The sequence below is a fragment of the Arthrobacter sp. FW306-07-I genome (genome assembly GCF_021800405.1).
In the GTDB taxonomy this organism is placed as follows: domain Bacteria; phylum Actinomycetota; class Actinomycetes; order Actinomycetales; family Micrococcaceae; genus Arthrobacter.
Genome location: NZ_CP084550.1, coordinates 2,430,426 through 2,445,974, shown reverse-complemented (window position 1 = coordinate 2,445,974; position 15,549 = coordinate 2,430,426). Strand labels below are relative to the sequence as shown.

Sequence of the window (15,549 nt, the reverse complement as noted above, 5' to 3'; positions counted from 1 at the left end):
GCCCTTCCCAGCTCAACCCCCAGCCGGGATCGTGGTGACCATGAACGCAGAAACAGGAGCCAAGCCGGTCATCGTGGGTGTGGACGGGTCCGAATACTCCTCCGCAGCCCTCCGCTACGCGGGCACGCTGGCAGCCCGCCTGGGCACCCGGCTCGAAGTCATCTCATGCATCGGGATGCCGGACTACCTGGTGATGTCACGCCTCGAGGGGGCCGACCGGCAGTTCACCGCCAGGTTGGAGGACGCTGCCGGGCGCCTGGTGGAGGATGCCCTTGGCCGGGCGTTTTCCGCTGAACGGCCGGAAAACATCGACGTGACCATCAAGTTCGGGTCACCGGCGAAGGTGCTGGTGGACGAGAGCCGGCGGGCACAAATGCTGGTGGTTGGACGGCACGGCGAAGGCGGCCTGCTCAAGTCGTCCATGGGCTCCGTCAGCAAGGCCTGCGCTGCCCACTCCAACTGTCCCGTGCTCCTGGTTGGGCAGGAGGCGGACGCTGTGTGAGGACCGCGGAGGGCCTGACCTCTGAACAGGCCGCGCAGCTCCTGAAACAGGCGGGCCCCAACCAGCTTCCCGCGGAGAAACCCGTTCCGCAGTGGCGGAAGCTCTGGGGCGAAATGACTCACTTTTTCGCCCTCATGCTGTGGTGCGCCGCCGGGCTGGCCTTCATCGCGGACATGCCGCAGCTCGCCGTGGCGATCATCGTCGTCGTCATTGTCAACGGAGTCTTCGCGCACATCCAGCAGGAACGTGCCCAGCACGCCGCCGCCCGGCTGCGTGGCCTGCTGCCCGCCGACGTGGTGGTCCGGCGGGACGGGAAGGTGCGCAAGGTCCACGCCAGCGAGCTGGTGGTCGGCGACGTGGTGCTGCTCGCTGCCGGCGACCGCGTCCCCGCGGACTTGGTGCTGCTGTCGGCGTCTGCCTGCGCGGTGGATGAATCCATGTTGACGGGCGAAAGCGCCCCTGTGCCCAAAATCGCGGATGACCCGGCTTGGGGCGGCACATTCCTGGTCAACGGCTACGCGGAAGCAGCGGTTTCCGCGACAGGTGCTGGAACCAGGCTGGCCGGCATCGCTGCCCTGACCAGCGGGGCGGTTTCTCCGCCTACGCCGCTCTCCCAGGAACTGCGCCGGATCGTCCGCGTTACCGCCGGTATGGCGCTGGGGATCGCGGCGGTCTTCTTCCTGGCATCGCTGCTGGTGGGCTTCCAATGGCGGGACTCGTTCCTGTTTTCCATCGGCGTTGCCGTGGCGCTGGTCCCGGAAGGCCTCCTCCCCACGGTCACGCTGTCGCTGGCCATGGGGGCCCAGCGGATGGCATCGCGCAGCGGGCTGGTCCGGAACCTTGAGGCAGTGGAAACCCTGGGTTCCACCACTTTTATCTGCACCGACAAAACCGGGACCCTGACGCAGAACCGGATGAACGCCGTCGAAGTCTTCACAGCGGCTGGTCCCGTCCACGTGACGGGCCAGGGATACGCTCCCGACGGCGACGTGCAGGGAAGCGGGGTGGAAGAGGCAGCCGCGGCGGCGCTGGCAGCGCGTACCGCTTCCCAGGGCCGCGCCGAGTTCCACGACGGGCAGTGGCGGGCGCAGGGCGACCCCATGGAAGCGGCCATGGACGTCCTGGCCCGCAGGCTCACAGGCACAGAGGCCGGCGCTGCCCCCTGGCGCCGGTTGCCGTTTGATCCCGTGCGGCGGCGCGAATCCGCCCTCCTGGGAACCGATCTGTTCTGCAAAGGTGCCCCCGAAACCGTGCTGCCGGTCTGTGAAGCCGTGCCCGGCCCAGTCAAGGAACAGGTGGAGGTGATGGCCGCACGCGGGCTGCGCGTCATCGCGGTTGCGAGGCGCCGGCTCGGCGGAGCGCCTGCTGCGTGGCAGTCCACTCCAGCCTTGGAACTCGAAACGGGCATGGAACTCCTGGGCCTGATCGGACTGCAGGACCCGCCCCGGCAGGATGTGGGGGACGTGATCCGCGCGGCCCGGCAGGCAGGGTTGAGGATTGCCATGATCACCGGCGACCACCCGGCCACGGCCGCGGCGATTGCCCGCCAGATCGGCCTGACCGGGAGCCCCGAACTTGTGCTGGAAGGCGCGGACCTGCCGGAGGACGACCAGATACTGGGCGCACTCCTGGACCGCGACGGAGTGGTGGTCAGCAGGGTCTCACCGGAGCAAAAGCTCCGCGTGGCCAAGGCGCTGCAGGCCCGCGGGCATGTGGTGGCGATGACCGGCGACGGCGTCAACGACGGTCCTGCCCTCCGTGAAGCGGACATCGGTGTGGCTATGGGCCTCAGTGGAACAGACGTGGCACGTGAGGCCTCGGACCTGGTCCTCCTTGACGACCATTTCGGCACCATCGTGGCCGCCATCGAACAGGGCAGGGCCACCTACGCCAACGTCCACCGGTTCCTCACCTACCACCTCACAGACAACGTGGCGGAACTGACCCCCTTTGTCATCTGGGCACTGTCCGGCGGGCAGTTCCCGCTGGCCCTGGGGGTCCTGCAAATCCTCGCCCTGGACATCGGCACCGATTTGCTGCCGGCCCTGGCCCTTGGCGCAGAACCGCCCGGCAGGCGCATTCTGGCCCGGCCGCCCGAACGACGGCACCTGATGGACCGGCAGTTGATCATTCGGGTCTTCTGCATCCTGGGTCCCGTGGAGGCTGCAATGGAAATGGCAGTGTTCTCCGCTGTCCTGGCCGGCGGCGGATGGAGCCGGGGCCAGGTTCCCGGGGCAGGGCTGTTGATGGCGGCCTCCGGTGCCGCTTTCACCACCGTGGTCCTGGGACAGGTAGCTAACGCTTTCGCCTGCAGGAGCGCCACGTTGCCGCCCTGGAAGCTGGGCTGGGCGACCAACAGGCTTCTGGTATGGGCCGTCCTGGCTGAACTGGCCATCCTTGCCGTCTGCCTGTACGTGCCCTACCTCGCCACGCTGCTGGGCCAGGCACCGCCAACACCGGCGGGCTTCCTGCTGGCGCTCCTTGCGGCACCTGCTGTCCTCCTGGCGGACTGGATCCACAAAACGGCGCGCGGGCGGCTGCGGCGGAGCAGGACCTAAGACTCTGCATGCCCCGGTTGGTGGAGTCCAGAATCAAGCCATGAGTGCCGCCGCAGACACGTCCCTGGCCAACGCCAACGTCAAATGGATCGAGGACACCGGGATCGCGGACATCCCATCCGTGGGAGGGAAGAACGCCTCGCTGGGCGAATTGAGCCGTGCACTGCAGTCCGCGGGGGTCAGGGTACCCGAGGGGTTCGCCACCACAGCTGCCGCCTACCGGGCGTTCCTTGCTGCGAACGGCCTGGAGCCGCTGATCAGGAAGCACATGGAGGACCAGCGCTCCGGAACGTCCACGCTCCGCCAGGCCGGGGCCGCGATCCGTGAGCTGTTCCTGCAGGCCACCTTCCCTGCAGACATCGCCGCGGACATCCAGGAACACTACCGGGCCCTGTGCCAGCGGGCCGGGCAGCCCCAGGTTGCCGTTGCGGTCCGCAGCAGCGCCACTGCGGAGGACCTCCCGGACGCCAGCTTCGCCGGCCAGCAGGAAACCTTCCTGAATGTGGCAGGCGGACGCGCGGTGTTGGACGCTTGCCGGCGCTGCTATGCCTCCCTGTTCACGGACCGCGCCATCAGCTACCGCGAAATGAAGGGATATGACCACCTGGACGTCGCCCTGTCCGTGGGCGTGCAGCGGATGGTCCGCTCAGACCTGGGCGCGTCCGGGGTGATGTTCTCGATCGACACCGAGTCCGGTTTTCCAGGCATGGTGGTGATCAGCGCAGCCTGGGGACTGGGAGAGACGGTGGTCCAGGGGACCAGCAACCCGGACAAGTACCAGGTGTTCAAGCCGCTCCTGGCAGAGGAACGCTTCAGCCCCGTGATCGAGCGCGAGCTCGGTGCTAAGGAACGCAAAATGGTGTACAGCCAGGGCGGGGACGCGCGGACCAGGATGGTCGAGACCTCCGAGCGGGAGCAGCGCTCGCTGGTGCTGGATGACCGGGAGGTTGTCCTCCTGGCCCGCTGGGCCGTTGCCGTGGAGGAGCACTATGGGCGCCCGATGGATATGGAGTGGGCCAAGGACGGGATCACCGGAGAACTCTTCATGGTGCAGGCAAGGCCGGAAACCGTGCAGGCCCGCAGGAGCACAAGCACGTTCCGGACCTACCACCTTGCACAGCCCGGCAAGGTCCTGGTCTCCGGCGCCGCGATTGGCGACGCCATTGCCCGGGGCCAGGCCTGCGTGGTGCGGGATGCGAAGGACATTGAATCCTTCGTGGACGGGTCCGTGCTGGTCACCCGGATGACGGACCCGGACTGGGTGCCCGTGATGAAGCGTGCCGCTGGCATCATCACGGACCACGGCGGCCCGACCAGCCACGCGGCCATCGTCAGCCGCGAACTGGGCGTGCCCGCCGTCGTGGGCACGCGCAACGCCACCGAAGCATTGTCCGACGGCGTCCCGGTCACCTTGTCCTGCGCCGAAGGCGAGGAGGGCCGCGTCTACGAAGGACTGCTGGAGTTCTCAGTGGAAGAAGTGGACATGCAGACACTTCCGGCCACCCGCACGGCCGTGATGATCAACATCGCCAGCCCGGCTGCCGCCTTCAAATGGTGGCGGCTGCCCGCCGCCGGCGTGGGCCTGGCCCGGATGGAGTTCATCATCAACAACCTGATCCGCATCCATCCCATGGCCCTGGTCCACCCGGAGAAGGTGACTGACCCGGAGGAGGCTGCGCTCATCCGGCAGCTGACCCGCGGCTATGAGGACCCGCAGGAGTATTTCGTCGACGTGCTGGCAACCGGGATCGCCAAGATTGCCGCTCCCTTCCATCCCAAGCCCGTCATCGTCAGGTTGAGCGATTTCAAGACCAACGAGTACGGCCACCTGATCGGCGGCAGCGCCTTCGAACGCCCGGAGGAAAACCCCATGCTCGGGTTCCGCGGGGCCTCCCGCTACTACAGCAGCCACTACCGCGAAGGATTCGCCCTGGAGTGCAAAGCCCTGAAACGCGTGCGCGAGCAGGCGGGGTTCGGCAACGTCATCGTCATGGTTCCCTTCTGCCGTACCGTGCGGGAAGCAGACCAGGTGATCGCGGCCATGGAGGAACAGGGATTGGTCCGCGGCAGGGAAGGGCTCCAGCTCTACATGATGTGCGAGATTCCGTCGAACGTGGTCATGGCAGCGGAATTTGCCAAGCGCTTTGACGGCTTCTCCATCGGGTCCAACGACCTCACGCAGCTGGTGCTGGGCGTGGACCGCGACTCGGAGGAACTTGCGGGGCTGTTCGACGAGCGGGACCCGGCAGTGATGGCCATGATTGCCGAGGCGATCAGCAAGGCCCACGCGGCCGGCATCAAGATCGGGATCTGCGGGCAGGGGCCCAGCAACCATCCGGACTTCGCAGAGTTCCTGGTCGGCCTGGGCATCGATTCCGTGTCCCTGAACCCTGACACCTACGTGCGGACGCTCCCTGTCATTGCCGCGGCGGAGGCACGGGCGTACGAAAGTGCCTGGCAGCCCGAGGGGTGATCCCCGGGAAGCCAGGCACCGGCGTCGTACTTAAACTGTCCTTAACCCCTGCTGATGGGGATCTTTGACGCCGCAGCTTCCTGCCCCTGGTCCGGCATCGGAGCCCGGACTTCGAGGAGGCCGTCCTTGTACGAGGCAGTGATGTCGCCTTGCTGGACGCCGCTGGGGAGGGGAATCCGGCGCATGAAGGAGCCGTAGCGGAATTCGGACCGGTAGCTGTCCTTGTCCTTGTGCTCTTTCTTTTCCTGCCGCTCCGCCTTGATCGACAGCACGCCGTCGGCAATCGTGACGTCAACGTCCTTTTCCGGATCTATGCCGGGCAGCTCGGCCCGCACCACGAGCGTGTTGCCGTCCATCATCTCCTCAACCCGAATGGCCGAGGAACCCATGTCGCCGTCGAACAGCCTCTCGATAACATCCATCGGGGAGCGCCGGGTGTCGAACCATCTCATCAGGTCAGTCATTCTTGCCTCCTGCTCATGTGGAAGCCGGACCATCGCGTTGCCCGGCAGTTCCACCTTCCCCTTCCCGGGTGGCCGCTTCCAGAGTCAAAGGTCCCAGCCCGCCTTGGTGGCCGTGCAAGGATGGCCGCCGGGTAAAACGCCCCACCAGCTCAATAGCCACGCAACCTGCTGCGGCAACCGCGGTGGAAAGGCTCAGCAGGGCGGGAGGCGGCCAGTCCACGCGGAAGAAGTCCTGCGCCACCGGGACGGTGAACAACAGGACCAGCCCTGCGTACATTCCGGCAAGGATCAGGACCTTGGTTGGGCTGAGGGGGCGCGATGCCATCACCAGGATCCACGCGGCCACCAGGCCCAGGGTCAGGGTGGCCGCAGACTGCGCAGACTCTTCGCTGTATCCGCCCCATGTCTGGGCATAGCCGCTGACGGCAAGGACGCACAGGGCGGCGCAGATGCCGGCCGGAACAGCGAAGGCGAGGGAACGCCGGAGGAACCCCGGAGCGTAGCGCTGCCCACCGGGCTGCAGGGCCAGGAAGAACGACGGCAGGCCGATGGTCAAACCATCCAGGGCCGACAGCTGCCGGGGCAGGAACGGAAAGGCCAGCAACAGGATGCCGGACACCACGGAAATGATGGTGGCGTAGACGGTCTTGCTCAGGAACACCAGGGAAACGCGCTCGATGTTGCTGATGGCCCGACGTCCCTCGTCCACTACGGCCGGCAGCCGTTCGAAGCGACCGTCCAGCAGGACCAGGCGGGCCACTGCCTTGGTTGCGGGGGAGGCCGAGTCCATGGCGATCCCCAGGTCGGCCTCTTTGAGCGCCAGGACATCATTCACCCCGTCACCGGTCATTGCCACGGTGTGCCCCCGCCGTCTCAGTGCCTCGATCAGGTCCCGCTTCTGGGAAGGTGTCACGCTCCCGAACAGGCTGTTGGCCTCCACCGTTTCCTCCAGTTCGACGCGATCGTCAGGAAGCCGGCGTGCGTCACAGGCAGCACCGGTCCCAAACCCCACGCGGCGGGCCAGCGCCCCCACCGTGCGGGGGTCGTCTCCGGAGATGATCTTGACGGTTACCCCCTGCCGCCGGAAATAGTCCAGGGTCGAGGCTGCGTCCCGGCGGATGCTTTCGCGGAACGTCAGCAGCATGACCGGAACCAGGTCCGGCGGGATTCCCGCGCCTGCGGCATCCCGGGGCAGCGGCCCGTCCAGGTACACCAGGGCCAGGGTCCGGAGGCCCGTTGCGGCGAGGGTTGCGGCGCTGCCGTGCGCCGCCTCGCAGCCGCGCCCACTGAGTACTGCGTCGGGGGCTCCGAGGATCCATGTGCCGGCAGCGGCGGAGCCCGGCGCAAACGTCACCGAGCTCCACTTGCGGGCAGAGGAGAAGGGGACCGAGTCCTGCTCCTGCGGAGGGACCGGCGCAGGGAAGGCCTTCCCGATGGCTGCGGCGGTGCTGCTGCTGTCTGCGTTGGAACCGAACCACTCCAGCGCCTGCTGCCACCCGGGGGCAGGAACAGTCCCGGCGTGATGGACGGCGTCGAACACCAATGAGCCTGAGGACAACGTGCCGGTCTTATCCAGGCAGAGGACGTCCACCCGTGCCAGCACCTCCACGGCGGCAAGTTCCTGGATCAGCACCTTTTGGCGGGCCAGCCGGAGCCCTCCCACGGCGAAAGCCACGCTGCTCATCAGGAGCAGGCCCAACGGAATCATGGCCATGATGCCCGCAACCGAACCCACGGCCGCCGGCACCCAACGCCCTGATCCCATGGCTCCGGCCCACCCGCCCTGCTCCTGCATTTGGGCATTCGTGAGCAGCAGGGCGGTGGGAAGAAGCAGCCACGTGATGACGGCAAAGACTTTTTCCAGGCCCCGCCGGATCTCTGACGTCACCAGGGAAAACCGGCGCGCCTCAGCCGCCAGCCCGTAGGCGAACGTGTCGGGTCCCACCCGGAGCACCTTGGCACGCCCGCTACCGGCAAGGATCAGGGACCCGGAGAGCAGCACGGCGCCGCCCTGCTTGGGCACGGGTTCGGATTCGCCGGTCAGCAACGACTCATCCACCTCAAGCGGGTTCCCGTCCAGCAGCATCAGGTCCGCCGTGACCTGGTCTCCGGCGTTGAGTACCACCAGGTCGTCAGGCACCAACTCCTCGGAGGAGATGGTTTCCCGGGCCCCGTTCCTGACCACCGTGCTCCTGGCGGCATGCAATATCGCAAGCTGGTCCAGCGAGCGCTTGGCCCGGTATTCCTGGATGATGCCAATCAGGGAATTGCTGATGGCGGACAACCCGAACAGCGCGTCTCGCCACTGGCCAAGGACCAGCAGCAGGATGAAGCACCCTCCGACAACGCCGTTGAAAAGCGTGAAGACGTTGGCCTGGACAATCTCTCCGACGCTCCTGCTGGTAGCCGTCGGCACGCTGTTGATGCGGCCGGCGGCAGTGCGCTCCCGAACTTCGGCAGTGGAGAGCCCGTCCCGGGCATGGCCGATGTCCAGGCCCGGGACCGCGGCCCCGTTGTCCCCGGCTACCGTCATGACGTGGCCAGGCTGCTGACCCGGTCAGTCGTGGTGCTGCTGCCTGTGCACGCGGGTGATGACCGTAGGGCAGGGCGGCTGGGTAAGCACCGCGTGTGCCGTGGACCCCAGGAGGAGCCTTTCGAAGCCACCCCTGCCACGGCTGCCCAGCACCAGCAGACGGGCACCGGCAGCTGCGCGGAGCAAAGCGTCTGCAGGTTCCAGGACGGTCTCCATCACGGTTTGCACCCTGAGGTCCGGGTAGTCCTGCCGGAGGCCTGCCTCCGTTTCGGACAATACGATCTGCTCCTCCTCCACCACATGGGTGGCGAAACTGCTTTGCGGCAGTCCGGCGGAGATCCAGCGGTTGGGGCCGGTGAACGCGTAGAGGACGGTCAGGTCCTCCCCGAGGGCGTCAGCTTCGGCCGCCGCAAAGGCAACAGCCTGCGTTGATTCCCGTGATCCATCAACACCCACCACGATGCCGCGGCCCGGTTCCTGGGCGTCGCCGATGACGGCCACGGGGCATTCGGCTGTGGCAGCCGCCTGCAGGGCCCGGTCCGTGAGGGCACCGCGTGTGTGGCCGCTGGTCCCAAGCACCAGCATGCTGGCATTTTTCGAGTAATCGCCCAGGGCGGCCCCTACGCCGCCCTCCAGGAGCTGGAGGGTCACCTGCAGGCCGGGCTCGGCAGCGGTGGCCTTCTCACCGGCTTCCTTCAGCAGGCCCAGCCCCGATTCGCGCAGGACTTCAAGATAGGGCAGGACTTCGGCGGCCATCCACCGGTCGTCCACCACATTCACGACGGCGAGGGGAAGCTTGAGCCTGTTGGCCCGGGCTGCTGCCCACAACAGGGCGGCATTGGACGCCGAGGAATCAGTGATGCCGACGGCGATTGGCTTGGCAGGTGCCATGGGGGACCATCCTTTGCGGGTTCTTGTGGCGGGGTGTGGTGCAGGAGCCGGGGGAGTGTTCGTGTGCAGGCCTAATCCGCGCTTGGTTCGCGCGGCGGCCACCAGTGGGTTGGCGCGGCGATGACGAACCTGCGCCCACTGATTTCGTGCGGCGTGATCCGGATCAGGACGTTCTTTTGGCCGGGTTGCCATGGGGAAAGCCCTGCATCCATGGCGTCCTGCGTTTCCTCGGCATCGGTAACGATCAGCGCGTGCCCCTTGAGGATGACGCTCCAGGCGATGGTGCCGTACTGGTTCATCCCGTCCGCCTCGACGGCCACTGCCTTATGTTCGGCGAGGGAGGCAAGCTTGGTTCCTTCCCCCGTCCGGATGAGCAGGGTGCCGTTGGTGGGGACAAAGTTCACGGGATAGTTTTCAACAATGTCCCCGTCCGTGAAGGCGATCCTGCAAAGGGACGTTGAACGAAGGTATCGCCAGCAATCGTGGACGCCCAGTTCCTTGATTTCCGGTTCAGTCGCTGCGGTGTTCATGGCCGTAGCCTAAAGCCGGGTATGGCCCCCGGCTAGGGAAGAAGGTCCCGCGCCCCCTAGCGCCCCTATTCGGGGACCATTGGGGGTATTTTTTCCCCTGTGCTCCTAGAATTAATCGGGAAGCGCCTTCATGCTCAGGTGAAGGTGGAATTGGGGGGCGGAGGCCGGCACTTCCGTTTCGAACACTTGGACCGCGCCAGGGACCCGCAGCGCCGCAGGTTCCTGCCGCAGGAGGTGGCACGTGAGCACTGACCAGCCCTGGCGCTCGCCGATGAGGGACAGAGTTGAAGACCTGGTACGGGACTTTACAGCCCGCGGGGACGAATTGCTGGATACGCAGGAACGGATCAACGGCCTGTTGGCTGCGGTGGTGGCCCTGGCCGAGGACCTGAGCCTCGAGGCCGTGCTTGACCGGCTCGTGCGGTCTGCGTGTGCCTTGGTGGGCGCGAGGTACGGTGCTTTGGGGGTCATCGGCGAGGACCGCAGGCTCAGCCACTTCATCACGGTGGGAATTGATGAAGAGGGCATCCGTTCCATCGGTGACCTTCCTACCGGCCATGGAGTGCTGGGCCTTTTGATCCGCGAGCCGCGGCCCCTGCGCCTGCATGACCTTGGCCAGCACCCCATCGCTGCGGGTTTCCCTGCAAATCACCCGCCCATGCGGACCTTCCTGGGCGTACCGGTCCGCCTCCGGGACGAAGTCTTCGGCAACCTCTACCTGACGGAGAAACAGGGCGGGGAGGACTTCACAGCTGAAGATGAGGACCTTGCCGTGGCCCTCGCGGCTGCGGCCGGAGTGGCAATCCAGAATGCCCGCCTTTTCGAAGACAGCAGCCGGCGGCAGAAGTGGCTGGAAGCGGGGATGGAGCTGAGCAGCAGATTGATCATGACGTCCCACCCGGGAGGTGGGGACAACCTGGATGTTGTTGCCGATACCGCCCTCAAGGTGTCGGACTCGGTGCTTGCGGTCGTGGCCGTGCCGGCCGGTGACGGCTCGCTTCGCTGCCGGTCATGCCTGGGGGTGCAGGGAATCCAGGCAGGCCAGGAGTTGATGGTTTCACGGGCGGTATCGGGCGTCCTTGAGGGCGGCGGGTCGTTGGTGGTGAAGGATCCGCGGCAGGTGTTCGAGGACGGGGTAGCGGAGAAGCTTGGTTCCGTCCTCGTGTGCTCGCTCGGGCACAGCTCCAGTGACAACGGGGTCCTGCTGCTGGCGCGCGGACAAGGAACTGCCGTGTTCAACCAGGCTGAGGCCGAATCCAGTGCCATCTTCGGAAGCCGGATCGGACTGGCGCTCGACCTGGCCCGCGTGAATGCACTTCGCGAACAAAACCTTCTTTTCACGGACCGGGAACGGATTGCCAGGGACCTGCATGACCTGGTCATCCAGCGCTTGTTTGCTGCCGGGCTGAGCATCCAGAGCCTGCGGCGGTACACCCTGGATCCGGTGGCGCATGAGCGTATCGCCGCCGTGACCACGGAGCTCGATGACACCATCCGGAAACTGCGGGACACCATCTACTCGCTCCGCACGGCGGATGAGGAACGTGAACCGCTGACGGGCCGTATCCTGCGGGTGGTCCGGGAGAATTCGCGCAGCTACGCCCTGACCCCAAAGGTATCCCTGGACGGACCGGTGGACTCGGTTCGTGAGGATGTGGCAGTGCACTTGTTGTCAGTGCTGTCGGAAGGGCTCAGCAATGCGCTGCGGCATTCCGGCGCGGACGATATCCAGGTGACCGTTGCCGTGGGGAGCGGCGACGCTTCGGGCAGGGACGTTCACCGCGGGAACTTTGATGGCAGGAATGCCAGTGCCGGGAGCGCCAATGCCAGGAATGAAGTCCAGCTCCTCATCCATGACAATGGCCGGGGGTTCGCCGAGCACGGCCAGGTAAGCGGACTGGCGAACATGCGCCACCGCGCTGAACTGCTGAAGGGCAGCTGCGTCATCGAAAGCGTCCCGGGGCAGGGTACGTCCGTGCGGTGGTCGGTGCCACTGGCCTGACCTGTCCGGTCAGGCGGAGTCCGGTGAACTCTTGGTGACGTAGACCGCCGCCTGCGTCCTGCGTTCGAACCCCAGCTTGGCCAGGATGGACGAAACGTAGTTCTTGACGGTCTTCTCGGCCAGGAACAGCTCGTCGCCGATTTGGCGGTTGGTCAGCCCCTGGCCGATCAACGCCAGCACCTTCTTCTCCTGCGCGCTCAGGCCCTCCAAACGGGGATCTGTAGGCGCCGTGGAAAGCCCGGTAATGATCTGCTGCTCCACCCCAGGATCAAACAGCGATTCTCCGGCAGCGGCCCTGCGGATCCCGGCCAGCAGGTCGTCACTCCTGATCTGTTTCAGGATGTAGCCGGAGGCACCTGCCAGGACCGCCCCGCGCAGGGCCTGTTCGTCGTCGTAGCTGGTGAGGATCAGGCAGCGCAGGCGGGGATCCAGCGAACGCACGTCCCGGCACACTTCGATTCCCGTGCCGTCAGGAAGCCGCCCGTCAAGGATGGCGATGTCCGGGTGCAGGGCGGGGATGCGGCGGGTGGCTTCGGCTGCGGACCCGCTTTCGCCTACGACAAGGAATCCTTCGCCTTCCAGCAGGTCCTTCAGCCCCTGCCGGACAAGCTCATGGTCATCGAGGATGAACACCCGGATCTGCCCCAAAGATCCTGTTGGCCCATCAGTCCCTGCTTCATGCTTGTACACCGAACGCTCCCAATGTCTTCAGGATCAAGGCCCCGCTGCAGACGGGGTAGCCCCCGGGGAGGGCCTGGTCCCATTGTTACCCGGGGAGGCGGCGGCGGGAAGGGACCAAAGTCCACGTCACCGGACCTTGGCCGGGAAAGGGGCCCCTCGGCTTGCAAGGACGTGATGACCTTCGGCCCTTCCACGCGGAGCGTTTGTGGTCCATTCTGGGACCGAGCCAAAGGATGGCACCCGGCCACAGGAAAGCATATGGCAGGGCAGCACTTGGCAGGACAGTGATGGGAGCCGGCATGGATGGCCTTGAACCGCACCCGAGGATCATAGTCGGGGTGGATGGATCCGAAGCCTCCGTCGCCGCGCTCCGGGTGGCCCGGGCGATGGCGGAACCAATGTCGGCCAAGGTTGAAGCCTGGGCGTGCTGGGACGTTCCGGCCGGCTACGGCGTGTACCTCGCCGTCGGAATCGAGGGGTTCAAGTATGCCGCGGAACAAGTGCTCCAGCAGGCGCTGGCAGACGCTTTCGATGAACTGCCTCCGTTCGTGCACCCCCGGCTGGTCAGGGGCAAGCCCGGTCCAGCGCTGATTGACGCGAGCCGCAACGCGTCCCTGCTGATTGTTGGAAGGCGGGGGCACGGGAGCTTCGTCCCCGGTTCGGTGAGTTCGGCATGCGTGAGCCACGCGCACTGCCCGGTGCTGGTGGTCCACGCCCCGGAGACAAAAGACCCGGAAGAAAAGGCAGAGGCGGAGGCCGCAGTGGGGGTTGCAGACCCCCGCACCGCTGTGGTTCCCTGACCGTGCACCTGATTGTCCAGCAGTTCAGCGCCGAGCCAATGCACATGCGCCTCAATGCAGGTGCGCCCGCTCAATGCTTGTGATGATGTGCTGCGCCTTCTCCCACCAGTTCGTGCAGTCCTTCCACTGCATGGGCGAGCGACAGTGCGGGGGATTGGATGACGAAAGGCATCAGGAGGCGGTTCTCTTTGTCCAGGTGCAGGGCGAAGATCCGCTGGATGGCACCGGCCGCCACAGCCGCGGCCACCCCGTCAGCCGTTCTGAGCTCCTCGATCAGGCCCACGATGACCTGGTGCTCGGCCAGCATGCCGTCCACCAGCAGCTTGGCCTCCGGCATGCCGTGCGGCCCGCTGTAAAGCGGCCCTTCCTCGGCCAGGGCGTGAGGCACCAGCTCCTTGTCACACCAGTCAAGAAGGGTGGCCTGCGCAGCCTGGGCGGCGCCGGCATCTCCAGCCTCCACGGTCTCCGTCAGCAGGCCCACCAGCCCGTTCAAGTGCCGCAGCATATCCGCATGGTGGGTTTCCACCGCCTGCAGCGCCTGCCGTTCGGACGAAAGGTCCTTGCCGTTCCCGCTCATTCGTTGTTGCCTTCCACTTGGGTAACGCGCCGGTTCCTGCTCCGCAAGGACCACCGGAGGTCCTTGATGGCCCAGTAGCCGCCCCCGTTCATGAGGGCAAACCCTGCGATGCCCACGGGGGGCACCCGCATCACCAGGCCCAGGAGGAGGACGCAGACACCTGCCGCGAAAACGACCAATCCGCGGCTGATCCGGGCCCTGCGGGACAGCGCGGCGCTGTCCCTGCTGAGCATGTCGGCGAGCCGGGGATCGTCCTCTTCCAGGCCGTGGCCGATCAGTTCAAGTTCGCGTTTCTCGAATTCAGAGAGTGGCATCGTTGCACCCCCGCGGTTCGTTGCCTGTAGGACCCGGGAACTCAGGCACCCGGCTGGCCGCGCAGGACGGACAGCCTGTTCTGGTATTCCAGCGCGTCGATCTCGCCGCGGGCAAACCGCTCGGCAAGCACGTCCTCTGCCGGCCGCGGGGACTGCTGCAGCGGGTGCGGAGACGGCGCCCGCAGGGAGCGGGCCAGCAGGACAATACCGGTGATGATTGCTCCCCAGACCACCACCATGCTGATGCTCATCAGGACATAGCCCCACAGGCCCATGCCGTCATTCCAGCCGTACACTTCCACGACCTCCGGGTTCTGAAAGGCGGGCGCCAGCCGTCTGCCTTCCCTTTCAGTATTGGGCGCCCAGGGTGCGGAAGGGAGAGCCATTGGTCCTGTTCCAGCGGCGTGCACCACCGCTTTGGCCGGCTTGCCCAACGGGGCTTTTGACACTGGCGCAGGTGGTGCAGGCCCGGGACCCTGAAGCACGGCGTGATTCTGGAATCGCGGACAACCCGCGGAAGCAGAGAGAGGAGCGCATGGCCTCCAGGGAAAAAGCCGCCGACGGCGTGACGCCGCAGCATGCGTTCCTCGCTGCTTGGGTGGGCTGGGTAAGCCTCGGTGAGAGCATTGGGTTCCTTGCCCCGGCCCTTGCCCAGTTCCTTGCCGCAACTGTCTGGCCCGGCGCGGATTTTGGGCTTCTGGTCCTGGCCGGGTTGGCTGAAGGTGCTGTCCTGGGCTGGTCCCAGGCCCATGTCCTGCGATCGCGGCTGCCGCGCATTTCCACTTCACGATGGATTCTGTTGACCGCGGCGGGTGCGGCCTTCGCCTGGTCCGTGGGAATGCTGCCGTCGGCCTTCGAGACATGGCAGGATTGGCCGCCGGCGGCCTGGATAGGGGCCGGCGGTGTGGCAGCCATCCTGCTGCTCGGGTCCATTGGAACTGCCCAATGGTTCGAGCTGCGCCGCCATACCTTCCGGGCATGGCGCTGGGTCGTCGGGAGTTCTGCGGCGTGGGCCGCGGGTCTGTCGGTCTTCATGCTTGTGGCCCCTCCTCTATGGCAGCCGGGGCAGCCTGCCTGGCTGATCGCTGCCATCGGGGTGGCGGCAGCAGTTCTGATGGCAGTAGTGATGGCCCTGGTCACCGGCCTGGTGCTGATACGCCTTCTGCAGGTGACCCGGACGGCCGGGGCAGGACGTTGAAGCGCGGAACCTTGATGCCCGCGGAA

The 15,549-nt window shown here is 66.3% G+C and carries 14 protein-coding genes; 6 read left to right on the top strand and 8 right to left on the bottom strand.

Annotated elements, in window-relative coordinates:
* Positions 1-40: 40 nt before the first annotated feature.
* Genes LFT46_RS11270 through ppsA form a run of 3 tightly spaced genes read left to right on the top strand, consistent with a single transcriptional unit; the run spans position 41 to position 5,533 of the window.
* Positions 41-502, top strand: a complete 462-nt coding sequence (locus LFT46_RS11270; protein WP_236798527.1) for a universal stress protein — start codon at positions 41-43, stop codon at positions 500-502.
* Entirely contained in the window at positions 499-3,060 is a 2,562-nt protein-coding gene (locus LFT46_RS11265) for a cation-translocating P-type ATPase (RefSeq protein ID WP_236798526.1), read from the top strand. The genes LFT46_RS11270 and LFT46_RS11265 overlap by 4 nt, the downstream gene beginning before the upstream one ends.
* A 40-nt stretch (positions 3,061-3,100) precedes the next feature.
* Positions 3,101-5,533 (top strand): phosphoenolpyruvate synthase, encoded by a 2,433-nt coding sequence (ppsA, locus tag LFT46_RS11260; RefSeq protein WP_236819613.1) that lies wholly within the window; start codon positions 3,101-3,103, stop codon positions 5,531-5,533.
* 41 nt (positions 5,534-5,574) lie between these two features.
* Here the strand turns inward: ppsA and LFT46_RS11255 are convergent, their stop codons facing one another.
* The 4 genes from LFT46_RS11255 to LFT46_RS11240 form a co-directional block, all read right to left on the bottom strand.
* Positions 5,575-5,997: an Hsp20/alpha crystallin family protein gene (locus LFT46_RS11255; RefSeq protein ID WP_272910793.1), complete on the bottom strand. Its 423-nt coding sequence runs from the start codon at positions 5,995-5,997 to the stop codon at positions 5,575-5,577.
* Between the two features lie 13 nt (positions 5,998-6,010).
* The gene (locus LFT46_RS11250) at positions 6,011-8,530 is read right to left on the bottom strand and encodes an HAD-IC family P-type ATPase (RefSeq protein WP_236798524.1); all 2,520 of its coding nucleotides are present in this window, start codon (positions 8,528-8,530) and stop codon (positions 6,011-6,013) included.
* 24 nt (positions 8,531-8,554) lie between these two features.
* A complete protein-coding gene (locus LFT46_RS11245; protein WP_236798523.1) occupies positions 8,555-9,421 on the bottom strand; it encodes a universal stress protein in 867 nt (288 codons plus the stop codon).
* A gap of 71 nt (positions 9,422-9,492) precedes the next feature.
* The gene (locus LFT46_RS11240; RefSeq protein WP_236819605.1) at positions 9,493-9,951 is read right to left on the bottom strand and encodes a pyridoxamine 5'-phosphate oxidase family protein; all 459 of its coding nucleotides are present in this window, start codon (positions 9,949-9,951) and stop codon (positions 9,493-9,495) included.
* A gap of 271 nt (positions 9,952-10,222) precedes the next feature.
* Here LFT46_RS11240 and LFT46_RS11235 point away from each other — a divergent pair, with 271 nt between their 5' ends.
* On the top strand, positions 10,223-11,953 hold the full coding sequence (locus tag LFT46_RS11235) for a GAF domain-containing sensor histidine kinase (protein ID WP_236822029.1): 1,731 nt from the start codon (positions 10,223-10,225) through the stop codon (positions 11,951-11,953).
* A 9-nt stretch (positions 11,954-11,962) separates the two neighbouring features.
* Here the strand turns inward: LFT46_RS11235 and LFT46_RS11230 are convergent, their stop codons facing one another.
* Entirely contained in the window at positions 11,963-12,586 is a 624-nt protein-coding gene (locus tag LFT46_RS11230) for a response regulator (RefSeq protein WP_142135354.1), read from the bottom strand.
* Between the two features lie 347 nt (positions 12,587-12,933).
* Between LFT46_RS11230 and LFT46_RS11225 the strand changes: the two genes are divergently transcribed.
* Positions 12,934-13,434 (top strand): universal stress protein, encoded by a 501-nt coding sequence (locus LFT46_RS11225; RefSeq protein WP_236798521.1) that lies wholly within the window; start codon positions 12,934-12,936, stop codon positions 13,432-13,434.
* Between the two features lie 70 nt (positions 13,435-13,504).
* Here the strand turns inward: LFT46_RS11225 and LFT46_RS11220 are convergent, their stop codons facing one another.
* From LFT46_RS11220 to LFT46_RS11210, 3 genes are read right to left on the bottom strand one after another with little or no spacing between them, the layout of a single operon-like run.
* Entirely contained in the window at positions 13,505-14,011 is a 507-nt protein-coding gene (locus LFT46_RS11220; RefSeq protein WP_236798520.1) for a hemerythrin domain-containing protein, read from the bottom strand.
* On the bottom strand, positions 14,008-14,325 hold the full coding sequence (locus LFT46_RS11215) for a DUF3040 domain-containing protein (protein WP_236798519.1): 318 nt from the start codon (positions 14,323-14,325) through the stop codon (positions 14,008-14,010). Before LFT46_RS11215 ends, LFT46_RS11220 begins: the two co-directional genes overlap by 4 nt.
* 41 nt (positions 14,326-14,366) lie before the next feature.
* Positions 14,367-14,621: an SHOCT domain-containing protein gene (locus LFT46_RS11210; RefSeq protein WP_236819604.1), complete on the bottom strand. Its 255-nt coding sequence runs from the start codon at positions 14,619-14,621 to the stop codon at positions 14,367-14,369.
* A 239-nt stretch (positions 14,622-14,860) separates the two neighbouring features.
* Here LFT46_RS11210 and LFT46_RS11205 point away from each other — a divergent pair, with 239 nt between their 5' ends.
* Entirely contained in the window at positions 14,861-15,523 is a 663-nt protein-coding gene (locus LFT46_RS11205; RefSeq protein ID WP_236798517.1) for a hypothetical protein, read from the top strand.
* The last annotated feature ends 26 nt before the right edge of the window (positions 15,524-15,549 follow it).

Excerpts from the sequence above, each read along its gene's own strand:
- LFT46_RS11270 (WP_236798527.1), top strand. The coding sequence starts at position 41 with ATGAACGCAGAAACAGGAGCCAAGCCGGTCATCGTGGGTGTGGACGGG.
- ppsA (WP_236819613.1), top strand. The coding sequence starts at position 3,101 with ATGAGTGCCGCCGCAGACACGTCCCTGGCCAACGCCAACGTCAAATGG.
- LFT46_RS11255 (WP_272910793.1), bottom strand. The coding sequence starts at position 5,997 with ATGACTGACCTGATGAGATGGTTCGACACCCGGCGCTCCCCGATGGAT.
- LFT46_RS11250 (WP_236798524.1), bottom strand. The coding sequence starts at position 8,530 with ATGACGGTAGCCGGGGACAACGGGGCCGCGGTCCCGGGCCTGGACATC.
- LFT46_RS11245 (WP_236798523.1), bottom strand. The coding sequence starts at position 9,421 with ATGGCACCTGCCAAGCCAATCGCCGTCGGCATCACTGATTCCTCGGCG.
- LFT46_RS11240 (WP_236819605.1), bottom strand. The coding sequence starts at position 9,951 with ATGAACACCGCAGCGACTGAACCGGAAATCAAGGAACTGGGCGTCCAC.
- LFT46_RS11235 (WP_236822029.1), top strand. The coding sequence starts at position 10,223 with ATGAGGGACAGAGTTGAAGACCTGGTACGGGACTTTACAGCCCGCGGG.
- LFT46_RS11225 (WP_236798521.1), top strand. The coding sequence starts at position 12,934 with ATGGATGGCCTTGAACCGCACCCGAGGATCATAGTCGGGGTGGATGGA.
- LFT46_RS11220 (WP_236798520.1), bottom strand. The coding sequence starts at position 14,011 with ATGAGCGGGAACGGCAAGGACCTTTCGTCCGAACGGCAGGCGCTGCAG.
- LFT46_RS11215 (WP_236798519.1), bottom strand. The coding sequence starts at position 14,325 with ATGCCACTCTCTGAATTCGAGAAACGCGAACTTGAACTGATCGGCCAC.
- LFT46_RS11205 (WP_236798517.1), top strand. The coding sequence starts at position 14,861 with ATGGCCTCCAGGGAAAAAGCCGCCGACGGCGTGACGCCGCAGCATGCG.